Origin of the sequence: Flavobacterium sp. 1355, from assembly GCF_017833415.1 — a bacterium.
Classification (GTDB): Bacteria; Bacteroidota; Bacteroidia; order Flavobacteriales; family Flavobacteriaceae; genus Flavobacterium.
In genome coordinates this window covers 53,127-69,283 of record NZ_JAFICC010000008.1, presented here as the reverse complement: position 1 = coordinate 69,283, position 16,157 = coordinate 53,127, and the positions used below count along the sequence as shown (strand labels likewise).

Below are 16,157 nucleotides of genomic sequence, written 5' to 3'. Positions count from 1 at the left end.
AAAAGAGGCTTTTTCAGGCCTCTTCTTATTTTTTACGGGTTTACGGTTTCACCTTCCCAATCCAGGATTCCACCAAGCAGATTGTAGGCATTATTTATACCTAACTCGTTCATAATCTGACATGCTTTGGCACTTCTGGCTCCAGAACGGCAATACACATAATAATTTTTATTTTTATCTAATTCTTCGATTTCATAAATAAAACCCTGACCTTTATTAATATCAATATTAACAGCGTTTTCGATATAGCCGTCATTAAACTCGTCCTCGGTTCTTACGTCAAGTATAACTGCATTCTCGTCAGCAGCTAGTTGGTTAACCCAATCTTCTTGTGATAAATTCATAATATGTGTTTTTTGTAAAATTACGACGTTTTTATTAAATAAAATACGTACAAAATGCGATTTCGATTATTATTCTCAGAAAACGTTTTAGAGAAAGGATTATAATCAGTGTTTTACAAATTTACTCACTATTTTTAAAAATACAGTCTATAAAATCGATAGAAAATAGGATTTTTTCATTTGTATAAAATACAACTTAAAAATAGTTTTCTGACAATTATTAACGCAGCAATCTGTTATCTTTGTATAAAACATGATGATTTAATTTCATTTTGATAATATATGGCTGCCACGAATTTCATGAATTAACACAAATCAATTCATAAAAATTCGTGCAATTGGCGGCAAAAAAACAAATGCAATCCATGCAAAATTCATTAAAAAACATATTTCCGAATTTTTCCATCGAACTTATTTCTACAATTGAAGAAAATGCCGTTGCGCAGGATTTTAAATCAGGAACCATTTTGATGCGAACCGGACAATACATTAAAAACACGGTCTTGATTACCAAAGGCAAAATCAAAATTTACCGTGAGGGCGAAGATGGCGGTGAGTTTTTAATGTACTATCTCCAACCAGGTCAGGCTTGTGCAATCTCAATGATTTGTACCGCTAAAAGTGAAAAAAGCCAAATCATGGCAAAAGTAGTCGAAGATGTTTCAGTAATTATGATTCCGTTGCAAATGATGGACAAATGGATGATGGAACACAGATCATGGTATGAATTTGTAATTGAAACCTACAGAAGCCGTTTTGAAGAAGTACTTGAAGTTGTTGATAATATTGCTTTCAGATCTATGGATGAGCGACTGGAATTTTATTTAAAACGTCATTCTGAAGCCTGTGGTTGTTCTCAGGTAAATCTGTCCCATCAGGAAATTGCAACCGAATTAAATACCTCCAGAGAAGTTGTTTCGAGATTATTAAAAAAAATGGAACAGCGAGGTCTTGTTAAACTCAACCGAAACCAGATTGAGCTTTTGAAATAAGTTTTTATTGTTCGCCACGAATTACACAAATTTACACGAATATATTGTTAGTTCGAGCGAAGTCGAGAACACATAAAGCATTTCGACTTCACTCAATGTGACAATAAAATAATTAGCGAAAATTCGTGTAATTCGTGGCGAACAACAAAAAAATCCTTCTGTGATAAATGTTACTGTAGATTTCTTTTTATCGAAGCAACTTTGCACAAAATAAATGCAATGGAATATATAGGCTATTTTGCTTCAATCATAATTGGGATTTCTCTGGGCTTAATTGGCGGAGGCGGCTCTATCCTGACCATTCCGATTTTGGTGTATTTATTTGAGGTAAATCCCGATCAGGCAACTTCCTATTCTTTGTTTATTGTTGGCTTAACTGCTTTATTTGGAAGTTATAGTCATTACAAAATGGGAAATCTAAAGCTAAAATCGGCATTGTATTTTGCGATTCCGTCTGTTATATCGATTCTGATTATTCGCGAAGTAATATTTCCCCAGATTGCGGCCACACTTTTTTCTGTTGCCTCTTATACAGTTTCAAAAGATTTTTTAATCATGATCGTCTTTTCGGTTTTGATGATTACGGCTGCCGTTTCGATGATTCGAAAAAACCAACCCGAAATAAAAGGCTCCGAAACCAATTATCTACAGCTAAGCTTTATCGGATTTCTGGTGGGAATTGTAACAGGCTTTTTGGGTGCCGGAGGCGGATTCTTAATTATTCCGGCTTTATTGTTTTTTGCTAAATTACCAATGAAACAAGCCGTTGGAACTTCTTTATTAATTATCACAATCAATTCCTCAATAGGTTTTGCAGGCGATTTATACATCGGAACTCCAATAAATTATTCCTTTTTACTAAGCGTTTCTGCAATGGCACTTATAGGCATGATAATAGGAAGCCGGCTTTCTAAAAAAATCGACGGAGCAAAACTAAAACCTCTTTTTGGATGGTTTGTGCTCGTTATGGGGTTTTATATTATTACTAAGGAGGTTTTATTTTAGATTTTAAAGTTTCACGCAGATCCGGGAGATTTAAGCAGATCTTTATTTAATATTTGAATTTAGTTTTACTTGTAGAGTAATCTTTGTCAAAGTTTAAAACCTTGACAAAGATAAAAACGTGTTGCAATAAAAAACCGTTGGTTAAAACCAACGGCTATTCATATAATAATTAGTGAAAATTAGTGATATTCGTGGCAAAAAAGACACTAATGCTCCCCGTACCCAATATCATCCATTTTTCCACTAAAAACACGATATTGAATAACAAAATAAACAATCACCAAAAACAAAGCAATAAAAAACCAGCTCATTCCGGCGTTTAATCCGTATTCTCCGGCGGCGGTATTATAAATAGTAAGGGACGGATTTACTTTATTGGTTGAAGGCAGCACATTCGGAAATATCGAAACCGCTGTTGAAGCAAATCCGCCAATTAAAAACAAAGTGGAAAACAAAAATCCATAACCGTCTTTCTGAAACGAACGCACTTTGAATAATCCTAAAATTCCAATAAAAGTTAAAAGTGGGAAAAACCACAAAATGGGATTTTCAACAAAATTATGAAATGGCTTCGGCTCAATAAAATGCCAGATTTGTAATGAAATACAAACCAAAACCAGCAAAATAATATTCAATGCAAAAACCACTTTTTTAAGTTTTGGGTTAAGAGATGAATTCGTTTTATAAATAATCCAGTTTGCGCCATGAATCGTAAGCGCCACAACACTCACAATTCCGAGGAAAAGCGTAAACCAGTCAATAATTCCCAATTCATTGGCCTGTGGGCTAAAAGTCGGATTCCACAAAGGCAGAAAGAAAAAATGCGGTTCCTGCGTCGAAACGCCATTTTGCACCATTCCGAGATTAACACCGCGAACAATATTTCCTAAAGCAATTCCGAAGAAAAGTGCCAGAAGTAAACTCGCGATTCCAAACGCCTTGTCCCAAATTGCTTCCCACATTGGATGATGTATTTGTCCGCGCATTTCCAATCCGATAGCACGAAAAATCAACAACCACAAAATCATAATCAGAGGCAGGTAAAATCCACTAAAAGAAGAAGCATATAAAGTTGGAAAAGCAAAAAACAAAACACCTCCGGCAGCAATCAGCCACACTTCATTGGCATCCCAAAACGGCCCAATTGAATTTGTAATTACTTTTTTATCTCTTTCAGTATCAGCAAAAAACAAATGAATAATTCCTGCTCCAAAATCATAGCCGTCTAAAACCAGATAAACAGCCAGAATGCCCATTAAAACTACGTACCAAAAAAATTCCATATTTATATTTTTTCTGTTGAAAGTTCCACATGATGAGGACCTTTATTGATAATCTTTCCAATCAAAAGCAAAAACAACATTCCGAGTAAAAGGTACAAACCAATAAAACCTAATAAAGTAAATAAGGTATTTCCCGAAGAAACTGTTGGCGATGCACCGGCAGAAGTTCGCATTAAATTATAAACCAGCCAGGGCTGCCTTCCTAATTCGGCCGTGTACCAGCCTGTTGTATTGGCAATATAAGGAAACGGCATCATAAACATGAGCGACCATAAAATCCATTTTGTCTGAAATAATTTCCCTCTTATCATTTGAAAAAGAGCAAGAACCATTAAACCAATAAAAACAGTGCCCAGTCCCACCATAATATGATAAGCATAATACAATCCCGATATATTTGTTGGATGAAGATCTTCTTCAAACTGATCCAAACCTTTAATTTCCTGATTCCAGTTTCCGTAAGTCAGGAAACTCAGAATATTTGGAACAGCGATTTTATTATCCAGTTTTTTATCTTTTACATCGGGCTGACCAATCAAAACAATTTCAGAACCTCTTTTTTCAGTATGAAAAATTCCTTCCATTGCGGCAAAAGTTACCGGTTGGTATTTTACTACATTTTTTGCCAGTAAATCTCCCGTGGGAACTGCTACGATAACACTCGAAATTAATCCGAAAATCACACCTGTTTTGAGAAACAACTTACCGAAAGCAACATTCTTCTGACTCAAAATATAAAAAGCGCCAATTCCCGCAACTACAAATGAACTTGTTACCAAAGACGCGGCCTGATTATGAAGATAAGAAGGCCAAAGCCACGGATTTAAAAATAAAGCTTTAAAATTCGTTAATACAAATTTTCCGTTCTCCAGAATTTCATAACCAACCGGATTCTGCATCCACGAATGTGTGGCAATAATTAAATAACCGCTGGCCCAGGAACCAATCATGATTAATAATCCGGTGACAAAATGCCATTTGTGGCCTAGAATTTTTTCTCCAAATAAAAATATACCTAAAAATGAAGATTCTAAGAAAAAGGAAAACATTCCTTCCATTGCCAGTGTCTGGCCAATAATACCTCCGGTTAATTCAGAGAATTTAGCCCAGTTGGTCCCAAACTGAAATTCCATCGGAATTCCGGTTACTACACCCATCGCAAAATTGAGGGCGAAGATCTTCATCCAGAAATGGGTCGCGTGGTTGTATTCTTCGTTTTTAGTTTTTAGATATTTCCACTTAAAGTAAACAATGATTAGCGAAAGACCCATTGTAAGTTGTGGAAAAAGATAATGAAAAGTAATGGTGAAGGCGAATTGCATTCGGTCATAAAAGAGCATTTCTTCCATAAGTGGTATTTTGTTTATGAAGTTCCACAAATTTACCCATTAAAACCCGAATTAATGCCCTTTAAAAAAAGTTTATCCCCCGATATTTGTTAAACTTTTTAACAATTTTTTATAGCCCACGGTTTCAACCGCCGGAACTCATGCATAATAACCATACGTTTCCCACGGCCGAAACCGTGGGCTATGTTAATCATTTTTTTAAAATACCTTTTTCCACACTTTCATTAATCAAGCCTTCTGCGTAATTCCATAAAGATTCTGAACCATTTTTAATTACACTCTTTTTTTCATAAACCTTATCATAATTTACTCCAAACTCTTTCCACGTTCCTCCGTTATTAGAAGTGTTTTGCAGCAAAGGTTCTAATCTGTCCATCGATTTTGCAAATTTGGCTTCATTGGTTTCTCCTGCTTCAAATTCTTCCCAAATAGCAATTAATTCTTCTGCCTGATTTTTTGGAAGTAATCCAAAAATACGATTTGCCGCCATTCTTTCTTCATCAGTATTCGAATGACTTTTTATCATATCATAAATAAAAACATCTCCGGCATCGATTTCTACAATATCATGAATCAGTACCATTTTTACAACTTTTAGAACATCAATCGGCGCATCTGAATGGTCTGCGAGAACAATCGCCATTAAAGCCAGATGCCAGCTGTGTTCAGCATCATTTTCATTTCTTTCACTATTAAATAGTTTCGTTTTTCGCTGAATGTATTTTAATTTATCGATTTCTTTTATAAAGGCAATTTGGTTCAATAAATCTTCTGTGTTCATGTTAAGTGATTTTATAAATGAATCTTAAAAAACAAAATTACAAAATGGGGAGCTTATCAAATTACACTTATAGTATTAATTACTTAACCCGTTTTATTTTTTGATTGTTTTACACAAAAATCAAATTTCTGTAACATTAGTCACGTATTTTATCAGAAAACAGCGTTACATTTGTAGACCCATATTTTAGATTACAATCATGAAAATAGAACAAATTTACACCGGATGTTTAGCACAAGGTGCCTATTATATCACTTCAGACGGCGAAGCTGCCATTATTGACCCGCTTAGAGAAATACAGCCTTACTTAGATCGTTTAAATCGCGATCAGGTAAAATTAAAATATATTTTTGAAACCCATTTTCATGCCGATTTCGTTTCAGGCCATGTTGATTTAAGCAAAGAAACCGGAGCACCAATTGTTTACGGACCAAACGCTGCCTGCGAATTTGACTGCATTTCTGCAAAGGACGGACAGGAATTCAAAATCGGAAAAATCACAATAAAAGTATTGCATACACCTGGCCATACTATGGAAAGTGCTACTTTTTTACTGATTGATGAAAACGGAAAAGATCATGCTATTTTCTCCGGAGATACTTTATTTATTGGTGATGTCGGCCGTCCGGATTTAGCTCAAAAAGCAGCCGGAATGACTCAGGATCAATTGGCCGGTATTTTATATCATTCGCTCAGAAATAAAATCATGACTTTAGGTGATGATGTAATTGTATATCCTGCTCATGGTGCCGGAAGCGCCTGCGGAAAAAACATGAGCAAGGAAACCGTTTCTACTATCGGAAACCAAAAAGCAACCAATTATGCCTTACGTGCCAATATGACCGAAGCAGAATTTATTGCAGAAGTAACTGATGGTCTGTTGCCTCCTCCAGCCTATTTCAGCATGAACGTGGCTATGAACAAACAAGGTTATGAAAGCTTTGAATCGGTTTTGCATAACGGAATGAAAGCTATAAAAGCAGTCGATTTTGAAGCTGTTGCCGAAGAAACCGGCGCCTTAATTTTGGACACCCGCAAGAGCGGTGATTTCTATAAAGGGTTTATTCCGCAGTCTATTAATATCGGGATCAATGGTGATTTTGCCCCGTGGGTCGGAACTTTGATTGCTGATGTAAAACAACCTATCATATTAGTTACAGAAAACGGTCTTGAAGAAGAAACCGTTACACGTTTAAGCCGTGTAGGTTTTGATACCATCATCGGACATTTGGAAGGTGGTTTTGAAGCCTGGGAAAAAGCAGGTTTTGAAATCGATACGGTAAACCGAATCTCTGCCGAGCAATTTGCCGCTCAATTTAATATCAAAGAAGATAAAGTTATTGATGTTCGTAAAGAAACCGAATATGAAGCTGAACATATTGAAGATGCTTACAGCAAACCTTTAGCCTATATTAATGACTGGGTAAAAGACATTAACCCAAATGAGCATTTTTACCTGCATTGTGCAGGCGGTTATCGCAGTATGATTGCCGCTTCTATTTTAGAAGCAAGAGGCTTCAGGAATTTTACCGAAATTGACGGTGGTTTTGGAGCAATTGCAAAAACCAATATTCCAAAATCAGATTTTGTTTGCCAGAGTAAAGTATTAAAATAATTAGAGGTGCTGAGGTACTAAGATTCTAAGGTTCTAAGATTTTTTAACCTTTAAACTTAATAACTCAAACCTTAGTAACTCAGAACCTTAGCAACTTAGACCCTAAAAATATGCTAGAAATCATCAAAGAACCCTGGCCTTGGTATGTTGCCGGGCCGTTAATCGGATTAACAGTTCCGATTTTATTAATCATCGGAAATAAATCTTTCGGAATCAGTTCTTCATTGCGACATATTTGCGCGATGTGCATTCCGGCAAATATTCCGTTTTTTAAATACGACTGGAAAAAAGAAAGCTGGAATTTATTCTTCGTTCTAGGGATATTCCTTGGCGGTGTTATTGGCGCCCATTTCCTATCCAATCCAAATCCGGTTGCAATAGCTCCCGAATTATCAGAGAAATTAGCCACTTACGGAATCACAGATCATACTGGTTTAGTTCCATCGCAGTTATTTTCATGGGAAAGTTTATTCACCCTTCGCGGCTTCATTATGATTGTCGTAGGCGGATTTTTAGTAGGTTTCGGAACACGTTATGCCGGAGGATGTACAAGCGGACATGCCATTATGGGTTTATCAAATCTGCAATGGCCGTCATTAATCGCAACAATATGTTTTATGATTGGTGGTTTTGCAATGACACTTTTGATTCTTCCTTATATTCTTTCACTTTAAAATTTCAAAAATGAATAATTTAGAAAATAAAAACACTGACACAGAAGGAATCAACGGAAGCCAAATCAAAGATTCAGGATTTTCAAACCTTAAATATTTAATCGTAGGCATCTTTTTCGGCATTGTATTCGTAAAAGCAGAAATCATCAGCTGGTTTCGTATTCAGGAAATGTTTCATCTCCAATCATTCTTTATGTATGGCGTAATTGGAAGTGCAGTTGCTGTAGGTGTTATTTCTGTTTTCATCATAAAAAAATTCAATATTAAAACCCTTCAGGGCGAAAAAATTGAAATTCAGCCAAAAACATTCAGCAAAGGGCAAATCTACGGCGGATTATTATTTGGTTTCGGCTGGGCAATCACAGGAGCTTGTCCTGGCCCGCTTTTCGCTCAAATTGGCACAGGCGCTACTGTAATCGTTGTAACTTTAGTAAGTGCAATTGCAGGAACATGGGTTTATGGCTTAATAAAAGACAAACTTCCTCATTAATTTTACTTATCCTTTTTTTGTTTCAGGTTTCAGGTTTCAGGTTTTCATATCAACTTGAAACTTGAAACCTGAAACCTGAAACAAATATTTTTTATAAGGGCGTGCCACCATCCCGATAAGAGGGCAAAAATACCATACGCTTATATGCCCTCTTATCAGCATGCTGTCGGGCTATCCGCACTGCTTCGGCAGTTTGCTCCTATCCCTCACGCTACCAAACAACTTACAATTCTTTCTATTTTTCAAAACTCTGAATTTTGTGTCTTATTTAAGATAAACAATCAATTTTATTGTCATTCCTTTTCTTATGTTTGCTTAACAATAAGTCCTGCAAGAATAAGCCTCAAAATACCATATGAAACGCTCCGAACAATTATCTAAATTACAGAATACAGAAAAATGGGACATTATTATAATAGGCGGAGGAGCAAGCGGTCTTGGTACTGCTCTTGATGCTGCCAGCAGAGGTTATAAAACAATTTTACTGGAAGCAGTAGATTTTGCAAAAGGAACATCGAGCAGAAGTACCAAATTAGTTCATGGCGGTGTACGTTATCTGGCACAGGGAGATATTCATTTGGTAAGAGAAGCTCTAAAAGAAAGAGGATTATTGGCACAAAATGCAAATCATTTAGTCAAAAATCAATCATTTGTTATTCCAAACTACAATTGGTGGAGCGGCTATTTCTACACAATCGGATTAAAAATTTATGATTTACTCTCAGGTTGCCTAAGCCTGGGCAGTTCCAAATACATTTCAAAGAAAACAACTCTTGAAATGCTACCAAACATACAGGAAAATGGTTTAGTAAATGGCGTCATTTATCACGACGGACAATTTGATGATTCCCGTTTAGCCATTAATATTGCGCAGACTGCTGTAGAAAACGGAGCTTGTCTTTTAAATTATGTAAAAGTCGTCAACTTAGTAAAGGATGACAAAAACCAGGTTATTGGTGTTCAGGCACTAGACGAGGAAACTGGGACTAAATATGACATAAAAGGTTCTGCTGTCATAAATGCTACCGGCGTTTTTACAAATGCCATAATGAAACTAAACGATAACGTTTATAAGAAATATATAGTACCCAGTCAGGGAATTCATCTTGTTTTTGACAAATCTTTCCTGCCTGGCGAAAATGCATTAATGATTCCTAAAACAAAAGACGGAAGAGTATTATTTGCCGTTCCGTGGCATGATCGTATTGTGGTAGGAACTACAGATACTTTAATAAAAAAACAAAGTCTGGAACCTATTGCCTTAGAAAGCGAAATTGAGTTTGTTCTGGAAACTGCACAACGTTTCTTGGCCAAAAAACCAACTAGAAAAGATGTATTATCTGTTTTTGCCGGCTTGCGCCCATTGGCAGCCCCCGAAGAAGAAGGCAAAAGCACAAAAGAAGTGTCCAGAAGTCATAAAATCATCGTTTCTGAAACGGGTCTTATAACCATTACAGGAGGAAAATGGACTACATATAGAAAAATTGCCGAAGATATTGTAGATAAAGCGATCAGTACGCGCAAATTGATTAAGAAAAACTGTATTACAGAGCATCTCTCTATTCACGGAAATAAATCTACCACTAATTTTGACCGCGAAAATCATCTTTATATTTATGGTTCTGATAGTCCCAAAATAATCGAATTACAAAAAAATGAACCTGAATTGGCAGAGAAGCTACATCCTGATCATGAATTTACAATGGCAGAAGTAGTCTGGGCCATTCGTTATGAAATGGCAAGAACTGTTGATGATATTCTGGCCAGACGTGTTCGTTTATTATTCTTAGATGCCAGAGCAGCAATTCAGTCTTCAGAAAAAACGGCACGAATTATCGCTAAAGAACTTGGGCATGATGAGATTTGGATAACCAAAGAAATTTCAAATTTTAAAGCAATTTCCAAAGGTTTTCTCTTGTCTGAATTTCAATAAACAAAAAACTAACTGACTTTTTAAAGTCTTTAGGATTCACTTTAAATTAATCTTACAAAAAAAACCTCCTCCAAAAGATTTAAAATATTCCTTTACTACTCCGCTTTAAATTAATATTAAATATCAAATTATCAGGTATTTAAAACGAAAAATACATTAATTTTATCGTAAGCATAAAAGCAATCTCATTTTAGAAAGAATTAGAAACTTATGTATTAACAAAAAATTAACATAACAGTTGTATATACAACTATTAAAAGTTATACATTTGTATATACAAATTATACACTTACGACTATGACAATTGAAGAGGTTATTAAGAGTACAGTTAAGATGGATAATGCGAAAAAAGTTATTCTAAACATTATGTACACGCAAAATGTAATTCAGGATAATTTCAACGAGTTGATGAAACCGTATGATTTATCAGGAGAACAATATAATGTGCTGCGTATATTAAGAGGACAAAAAGGAAATCCTGCTAATATGTGTGTCATACAGGAGCGCATGTTGGCAAAAACGAGTAATACGACCCGATTGGTTGATAAATTATTGCTCAAAGAATTAGTAACAAGAAATGTCTGTCCTGGTAATCGACGAAAAATCGAGGTTCTGATTACACAAAAAGGACTGGATGTCTTAAAAGAATTAGATCCGAAAGTAGATGAGCATGAGCGCGCATTTGCAAACAATATAAGCCCGGAAGAATTAGAATTATTGAATACATTATTAGAAAAATACCGAACCCAACAAAATTAATATTATGAGTACACTTTTAGAAAATCTAAACTGGAGATATGCAACAAAAAAGTTTGATGCAACAAAAAAAATCTCAGAGGCAGATTTAAATACTTTAAAAGAAGCTGTCAGATTAGCTGCTTCTTCATACGGATTACAGCCATATAAAGTGGTTATAGTAGAAAACCCTGAATTAAGAGAGCAATTAAAAGCTGCTGCTTACGGACAAACTCAAATTACAGATGCTTCTCAATTATTTATTTTTGCAAACGACTTAAATGCCGGACCAGAATCTGTGGCTGCTTATATTAAAAACATCAGCGAAACAAGAGGTGTTCCTACTGAGGCATTAGGCGGATTTGCAGATATGATGAATGGCGTGATTTCTAACTTATCACAAGACGCTAAAAATATCTGGACAGCAAAACAAACTTACATTGCTTTAGGAACTTTGCTGGCTGCTGCTGCTGAATTAAAAATCGATGCAACTCCAATGGAAGGTTTTAATGCTGCGGCATTCAACGAAATTTTAGGTTTCGATAAATTAGGCTTAAACGCAGCTGTTATCGCAACTGTAGGTTACAGACATGATGAGGACGACGCTCAGCATTACAAAAAAGTTAGAAAATCACACGAAGAATTATTTATTACACTATAATTATTATTAATCCAAAATCAATTTTTACAACATGAAAAATTTAAAAACAATTGCAATAGCATTATTCGTAGCAGTGGCTAGCGTTTCTGTAAACGCACAAACAAAGAAAATCGACGTAAAAGCATCTACTATCAAATGGGTAGGTAAAAAAGTAACAGGAGAACATTCTGGAACTGTAAACTTTAAAGATGGTGCTGTAGTTTTCAAAGGAAAAAAATTAGTTGGTGGCAGCTTTACAGTTGACATGACTTCTTTAACTGCAACAGATTTAACTGGAGAATACCAAGGAAAACTAAACGGTCACTTAAAAGCTGACGATTTCTTCGGAACTGATAAATTCCCAACTGCAAAATTAGTTTTCAAAACTATCGGTGCTAAAGCAACTGACGTATATACTGTAACTGCAGATTTAACTATCAAAGGAATTACTAAACCAGTAACTTTTGACATCACTGTAGCTGGAAATACTGCTACAACTGCATTTAAAGTTGACAGAACTAAATACGATATTAAATACGGTTCAGGAAGTTTCTTTGAAGGTTTAGGAGACAAAACTATCAGTGACGAATTTGAATTGGCTGTAGCTTTAAAATTCTAATATTTCAGACTTACTAGTTCAAATATTCAGGAACCCCTAATAGTTTATGCTATTAGGGGTTCTTTTTTATGAAGTTTTCAAAAAAATAACGTTATTAATACTAGCGTAACGTTTTGGTAACAACGATCAGAGTTTTGATTAACATATGGCTTCTAATTTTGGGTAATTAAAAAAATCAAACTAGAAATCAAATTATAGTTATGAAAACAAAAATACAAATTGCCATTATTACTCTTCTCAGCAGTTTTTTTCTTCACGCTCAGCAACAGCAAAAAGGAATTATTGGAACTAATAACTGGATGAATAACTGGACTAATTTTAAGCCTGCTGCAAACGAATATAACGAAGCTACTAATATAATTGCCGGAATAATAGATAAAGATACCAAATTATTAAAACGCAATACTTATCAATTAGTTGGTGTTGTGTATGTTACCAACAATGCTACTTTGAGCATAGAGCCGGGAACTGTAATTCGCGGAGATGATAAAAGCTGCGGGACACTTGTGATAACCAATGGTGCAAAAATTATTGCCGAAGGTTTAGAAACTGATCCTATTGTTTTTACTTCAAATAAAGAAAAAACAGAAAGAAAACCGGGAGACTGGGGCGGTATTATTATTCTGGGAAAAGCACCAATTAATATTCTTGGAGGTGTGCACACATTGCCTTTTGATTTAGATCCAATATTAAATCATTACGGAGGTCAGGATGCAGAAGATAATTCCGGAATTTTAAAATATGTGAGAATTGAATATGCAGGAAGAAAATTAAGTGCTTTAAAAGAACTTAACGGACTTTCTCTGGCAGGTATTGGACGAAAAACCATTTTGAATAATATTCAGATCAGTTATTCGAATGATGATTCTTTTGAATGTTACGGCGGAGATTTGAATATGAGTAATTTAGTCTCTTACCGAACTACAGATGATGATTTTGATTTTACGCAAGGCGCCCAAATCAATATTAGTAATAGTATTGCAGTCCGTCATCCATTTTCGTCAGATGTTTCGGGATCAAGATGTTTTGAAGTAGACTCTTATGATAAAATTCAGAATACAGATATGAGCAAGAAAATGACCAAAATAACTGCAAGCAATATTACTTTGGTAAATCTGGAAGAAAACAATCAGGGATTGGTAAGAGAATCTCTTTTTATTAGAGAAAATACCTTTTTTAGCTTAACCAATACCATTGTTTCGGGCTTTACTCCTTTTGTTTTATTAGAAGGAAACGTGGGAAACAGTAATGAGAATTTATCTAAAATTACATTCAAAAATGTAGTTGTAAATAATTGCAATGGGGGAATTGTAAGCGAATCAAGCAGCATCAATTCTACATTGGATAACTGGTATAACAAACCTGAAAATGGGATTGGATATACTAAAATGAAAAATAATGAGCTTTTTTTAACACCAAATATTAAAGGGAGCCCAGACTTTAGAGCCAATGTAAACAATACAATTGCAATTGGAAATTAAGTACTTAAAGAGCAGGTAAAATTAAAATTTAACAAATTTTCAGATTTAGAAAAGTTTTTTTTGAATTTTTATATCTCTCAATTCAAATTACATTTATATCTTTGCTTCAACAAAAAAAGAAATGAGAACAATTTTAAACAATACTTGGTGGTGGAAGAATTTACGTCAAACGTCGTGAACAAAGCTTCCTATGGTATTGTAAAAAACTATAAATATAAAAGGCTTGTCATCACGACAAGCCTTTTTTTTTGGTCATAATCGAAACACAAAAAATACATTAAAATTAAAATCTATATACTTTGAAACCTTTTATACTCAACACACACTACAAACAAATTCTTGCAGATACTATTACGCCGGTAAGTATTTATTTTAAAATAAGAGATAAATTCCCTAATAGTTTATTATTGGAAAGTAGTGATTATCATGGAAATGACAACAGTTTCTCTTACGTTTGCTGTAATCCGATTGCAACAATCAAAATCGAAAATGAAGTAATTACAAAAACTTTCCCTGATGGAACTACTGAAATAATTCCAGTAGATGGTTCATCAAATATTCCGGAAATAATTCAGGAATTTTCAGGTCAGTTTAAATCAGAGAAAAACGATTTTAAATTTATCAATAATGGTTTGTTTGGATACATTTCTTATGATGCTGTTCGTTATTTCGAAAAAGTTACAATTGCCAAAAAAGACAATGCAACCTCAATTCCCGATGTTTTTTATGCAGTCTATCAAAACATCATTGCCATTAATCATTTCAAAAACGAAGCTTATATTTTTTGTCATAGTGTTGACGGAAAAAACAACATTGTAGAAATTGAGCAGCTATTGCAATCCAGAAATATTGCTTCATACAAATTCACCAAAGAAGGCGAAGGATTTTCAAACCTTACCGATCAAGAATTCAAACACAATGTGGCTTTGGCCAAGAAACACTGTTTCCGTGGAGATGTTTTTCAATTGGTTTTATCACGCCGTTTTACACAAGGCTTCAAAGGTGATGAATTTAATGTTTACAGAGCTTTAAGAAGCATTAATCCTTCGCCATATTTGTTCTTTTTTGATTACGGGGATTTTAAAATATTTGGTTCTTCTCCTGAAGCTCAAATCATTGTAAAAAACAGAAAAGCCGAAATTCATCCTATTGCGGGAACATTCAAAAGAACCGGAAATGACGAACGTGATGCACTTTTGGCAAAAGAACTTTCTGAGGATAAAAAAGAAAACAGTGAACATGTAATGCTTGTTGACCTGGCGAGAAATGATTTGAGCCGAAATGGCCATGATGTGAATGTAGAAAAATACAGAGAAGTCCAGTTTTTCTCGCATGTAATTCACCTGGTTTCAAAAGTTACAGGACATCTACATGAAAAAGCCACTACCATGCAGGTTGTTGCAGATACTTTTCCTGCAGGAACTTTGAGCGGTGCACCAAAACACAGAGCCATGCAGTTAATTGAAGATTATGAAAAAACAAATCGTAATTTCTACGGAGGAGCAATCGGCTTTATGGATTTTGAAGGCAATTTTAATCACGCGATTATGATTCGGACTTTCCTTAGTAAAAATCATCAATTGCATTGCCAGGCAGGTGCAGGAATTGTTGCAAGCTCAAACGAAGAAAGCGAAATGCAGGAAGTTTATAATAAATTAAGAGCGTTGAACACGGCTCTGGAAATGGCGGAGAAAATATAGTTTCAAGTTGTTGGAATGTGAAACCTGAAAACAAAACAAAACCAAAAAAACCAAAAAACAATGAAAAATATTATTCCTTTTGTTATTGCAATTTTGCTTTTCGCTTCATGCGAAACTAAAAAAGAATCAACAACAATTCCTTTAACAGGAACCTGGCGTCTTATATCAGCAGAAACAACAGAAAAAGATTCAACATTCTCGACTTTCAATTCAAAAACAAAAATGATTAAAATTATAAATGATACCCATTTTGCTTTTTTTAATCATGATCTGAATAACGGAAAAGACAGCACATCTGCGGTGTTTTTTGGCGGAGGTGGAAAATATACTTTGAAGGACAGTATTTATACCGAAAATCTGGAATATTTCAACAACCGTCAATGGGAAAATGGCAAATTTGAGTTTGTCGTTAAAATTAAAAATGACACGTTAACTCAAAAAGGAATTGAAAAAGTAGAAAAATTAGGAATAGACCGCATCATTACAGAAAAATACGTTCGGGAAAAATAAAAAAAT

At 34.8% G+C, this 16,157-nt stretch carries 16 protein-coding genes; 12 read left to right on the top strand and 4 right to left on the bottom strand.

Features of this window, described 5'->3' with window-relative positions:
• Positions 1–32 precede the first annotated feature (32 nt).
• Positions 33–344, bottom strand: coding sequence for a rhodanese-like domain-containing protein (locus tag JOD96_RS11625; protein ID WP_121329352.1), 312 nt, complete (start codon positions 342–344; stop codon positions 33–35).
• 365 nt (positions 345–709) lie between these two features.
• Between JOD96_RS11625 and JOD96_RS11620 the strand changes: the two genes are divergently transcribed.
• Together JOD96_RS11620 and JOD96_RS11615 are read left to right on the top strand one after the other, a co-directional pair.
• Complete coding sequence (locus JOD96_RS11620; RefSeq protein ID WP_209564435.1) at positions 710–1,336, top strand: Crp/Fnr family transcriptional regulator; 627 nt, start codon at positions 710–712, stop codon at positions 1,334–1,336.
• A 219-nt stretch (positions 1,337–1,555) separates the two neighbouring features.
• Positions 1,556–2,341: a sulfite exporter TauE/SafE family protein gene (locus tag JOD96_RS11615; RefSeq protein WP_209564434.1), complete on the top strand. Its 786-nt coding sequence runs from the start codon at positions 1,556–1,558 to the stop codon at positions 2,339–2,341.
• A 206-nt stretch (positions 2,342–2,547) separates the two neighbouring features.
• On the opposite strand, the gene cydB is transcribed toward JOD96_RS11615, so the two are convergent.
• The 3 genes from cydB to JOD96_RS11600 all read right to left on the bottom strand — a co-directional run bounded on the left by cydB (position 2,548) and on the right by JOD96_RS11600 (position 5,754).
• Positions 2,548–3,624, bottom strand: coding sequence for a cytochrome d ubiquinol oxidase subunit II (cydB, locus tag JOD96_RS11610; protein WP_209564433.1), 1,077 nt, complete (start codon positions 3,622–3,624; stop codon positions 2,548–2,550).
• A gap of 2 nt (positions 3,625–3,626) precedes the next feature.
• Positions 3,627–4,973, bottom strand: coding sequence for a cytochrome ubiquinol oxidase subunit I (locus JOD96_RS11605; protein ID WP_209564432.1), 1,347 nt, complete (start codon positions 4,971–4,973; stop codon positions 3,627–3,629).
• Between the two features lie 190 nt (positions 4,974–5,163).
• The gene (locus tag JOD96_RS11600; RefSeq protein ID WP_209564431.1) at positions 5,164–5,754 is read right to left on the bottom strand and encodes an HD domain-containing protein; all 591 of its coding nucleotides are present in this window, start codon (positions 5,752–5,754) and stop codon (positions 5,164–5,166) included.
• A gap of 199 nt (positions 5,755–5,953) precedes the next feature.
• On the opposite strand from JOD96_RS11600, the gene JOD96_RS11595 reads away from it, so the two are divergent.
• From JOD96_RS11595 to JOD96_RS11550, 10 genes are all read left to right on the top strand, one after another.
• Positions 5,954–7,369 carry an MBL fold metallo-hydrolase gene (locus JOD96_RS11595; protein ID WP_209564430.1) on the top strand — a complete coding sequence of 472 codons (1,416 nt, stop codon included), beginning with the start codon at positions 5,954–5,956 and terminating at the stop codon, positions 7,367–7,369.
• Positions 7,370–7,479: 110 nt separating this feature from the next.
• On the top strand, positions 7,480–8,043 hold the full coding sequence (locus JOD96_RS11590) for a YeeE/YedE family protein (protein ID WP_209564429.1): 564 nt from the start codon (positions 7,480–7,482) through the stop codon (positions 8,041–8,043).
• 10 nt (positions 8,044–8,053) lie between these two features.
• Positions 8,054–8,533, top strand: coding sequence for a DUF6691 family protein (locus JOD96_RS11585; RefSeq protein ID WP_209564428.1), 480 nt, complete (start codon positions 8,054–8,056; stop codon positions 8,531–8,533).
• 355 nt (positions 8,534–8,888) lie between these two features.
• A complete protein-coding gene (locus JOD96_RS11580; RefSeq protein WP_209564427.1) occupies positions 8,889–10,466 on the top strand; it encodes a glycerol-3-phosphate dehydrogenase/oxidase in 1,578 nt (525 codons plus the stop codon).
• A 297-nt stretch (positions 10,467–10,763) separates the two neighbouring features.
• Complete coding sequence (locus tag JOD96_RS11575) at positions 10,764–11,225, top strand: MarR family winged helix-turn-helix transcriptional regulator (RefSeq protein WP_209564426.1); 462 nt, start codon at positions 10,764–10,766, stop codon at positions 11,223–11,225.
• A 4-nt stretch (positions 11,226–11,229) separates the two neighbouring features.
• Positions 11,230–11,862 (top strand): NAD(P)H-dependent oxidoreductase, encoded by a 633-nt coding sequence (locus JOD96_RS11570; protein ID WP_209564425.1) that lies wholly within the window; start codon positions 11,230–11,232, stop codon positions 11,860–11,862.
• A 31-nt stretch (positions 11,863–11,893) separates the two neighbouring features.
• The gene (locus JOD96_RS11565) at positions 11,894–12,460 is read left to right on the top strand and encodes a YceI family protein (RefSeq protein ID WP_209564424.1); all 567 of its coding nucleotides are present in this window, start codon (positions 11,894–11,896) and stop codon (positions 12,458–12,460) included.
• A gap of 200 nt (positions 12,461–12,660) precedes the next feature.
• Positions 12,661–13,941 carry a hypothetical protein gene (locus JOD96_RS11560; protein ID WP_209564423.1) on the top strand — a complete coding sequence of 427 codons (1,281 nt, stop codon included), beginning with the start codon at positions 12,661–12,663 and terminating at the stop codon, positions 13,939–13,941.
• Positions 13,942–14,240: 299 nt separating this feature from the next.
• The gene (locus JOD96_RS11555) at positions 14,241–15,641 is read left to right on the top strand and encodes an anthranilate synthase component I family protein (protein WP_209564422.1); all 1,401 of its coding nucleotides are present in this window, start codon (positions 14,241–14,243) and stop codon (positions 15,639–15,641) included.
• Between the two features lie 60 nt (positions 15,642–15,701).
• A complete protein-coding gene (locus JOD96_RS11550; protein ID WP_209564421.1) occupies positions 15,702–16,151 on the top strand; it encodes a hypothetical protein in 450 nt (149 codons plus the stop codon).
• The last annotated feature ends 6 nt before the right edge of the window (positions 16,152–16,157 follow it).

Bases quoted from the DNA above. Each gene is read 5' to 3' on its own strand.
- cydB (WP_209564433.1), bottom strand. From the start codon at position 3,624: ATGGAATTTTTTTGGTACGTAGTTTTAATGGGCATTCTGGCTGTTTAT.
- JOD96_RS11575 (WP_209564426.1), top strand. From the start codon at position 10,764: ATGACAATTGAAGAGGTTATTAAGAGTACAGTTAAGATGGATAATGCG.
- JOD96_RS11620 (WP_209564435.1), top strand. From the start codon at position 710: ATGCAAAATTCATTAAAAAACATATTTCCGAATTTTTCCATCGAACTT.
- JOD96_RS11615 (WP_209564434.1), top strand. From the start codon at position 1,556: ATGGAATATATAGGCTATTTTGCTTCAATCATAATTGGGATTTCTCTG.
- JOD96_RS11580 (WP_209564427.1), top strand. From the start codon at position 8,889: ATGAAACGCTCCGAACAATTATCTAAATTACAGAATACAGAAAAATGG.
- JOD96_RS11560 (WP_209564423.1), top strand. From the start codon at position 12,661: ATGAAAACAAAAATACAAATTGCCATTATTACTCTTCTCAGCAGTTTT.
- JOD96_RS11550 (WP_209564421.1), top strand. From the start codon at position 15,702: ATGAAAAATATTATTCCTTTTGTTATTGCAATTTTGCTTTTCGCTTCA.
- JOD96_RS11565 (WP_209564424.1), top strand. From the start codon at position 11,894: ATGAAAAATTTAAAAACAATTGCAATAGCATTATTCGTAGCAGTGGCT.
- JOD96_RS11600 (WP_209564431.1), bottom strand. From the start codon at position 5,754: ATGAACACAGAAGATTTATTGAACCAAATTGCCTTTATAAAAGAAATC.
- JOD96_RS11590 (WP_209564429.1), top strand. From the start codon at position 7,480: ATGCTAGAAATCATCAAAGAACCCTGGCCTTGGTATGTTGCCGGGCCG.
- JOD96_RS11595 (WP_209564430.1), top strand. From the start codon at position 5,954: ATGAAAATAGAACAAATTTACACCGGATGTTTAGCACAAGGTGCCTAT.
- JOD96_RS11605 (WP_209564432.1), bottom strand. From the start codon at position 4,973: ATGGAAGAAATGCTCTTTTATGACCGAATGCAATTCGCCTTCACCATT.
- JOD96_RS11570 (WP_209564425.1), top strand. From the start codon at position 11,230: ATGAGTACACTTTTAGAAAATCTAAACTGGAGATATGCAACAAAAAAG.
- JOD96_RS11585 (WP_209564428.1), top strand. From the start codon at position 8,054: ATGAATAATTTAGAAAATAAAAACACTGACACAGAAGGAATCAACGGA.
- JOD96_RS11625 (WP_121329352.1), bottom strand. From the start codon at position 344: ATGAATTTATCACAAGAAGATTGGGTTAACCAACTAGCTGCTGACGAG.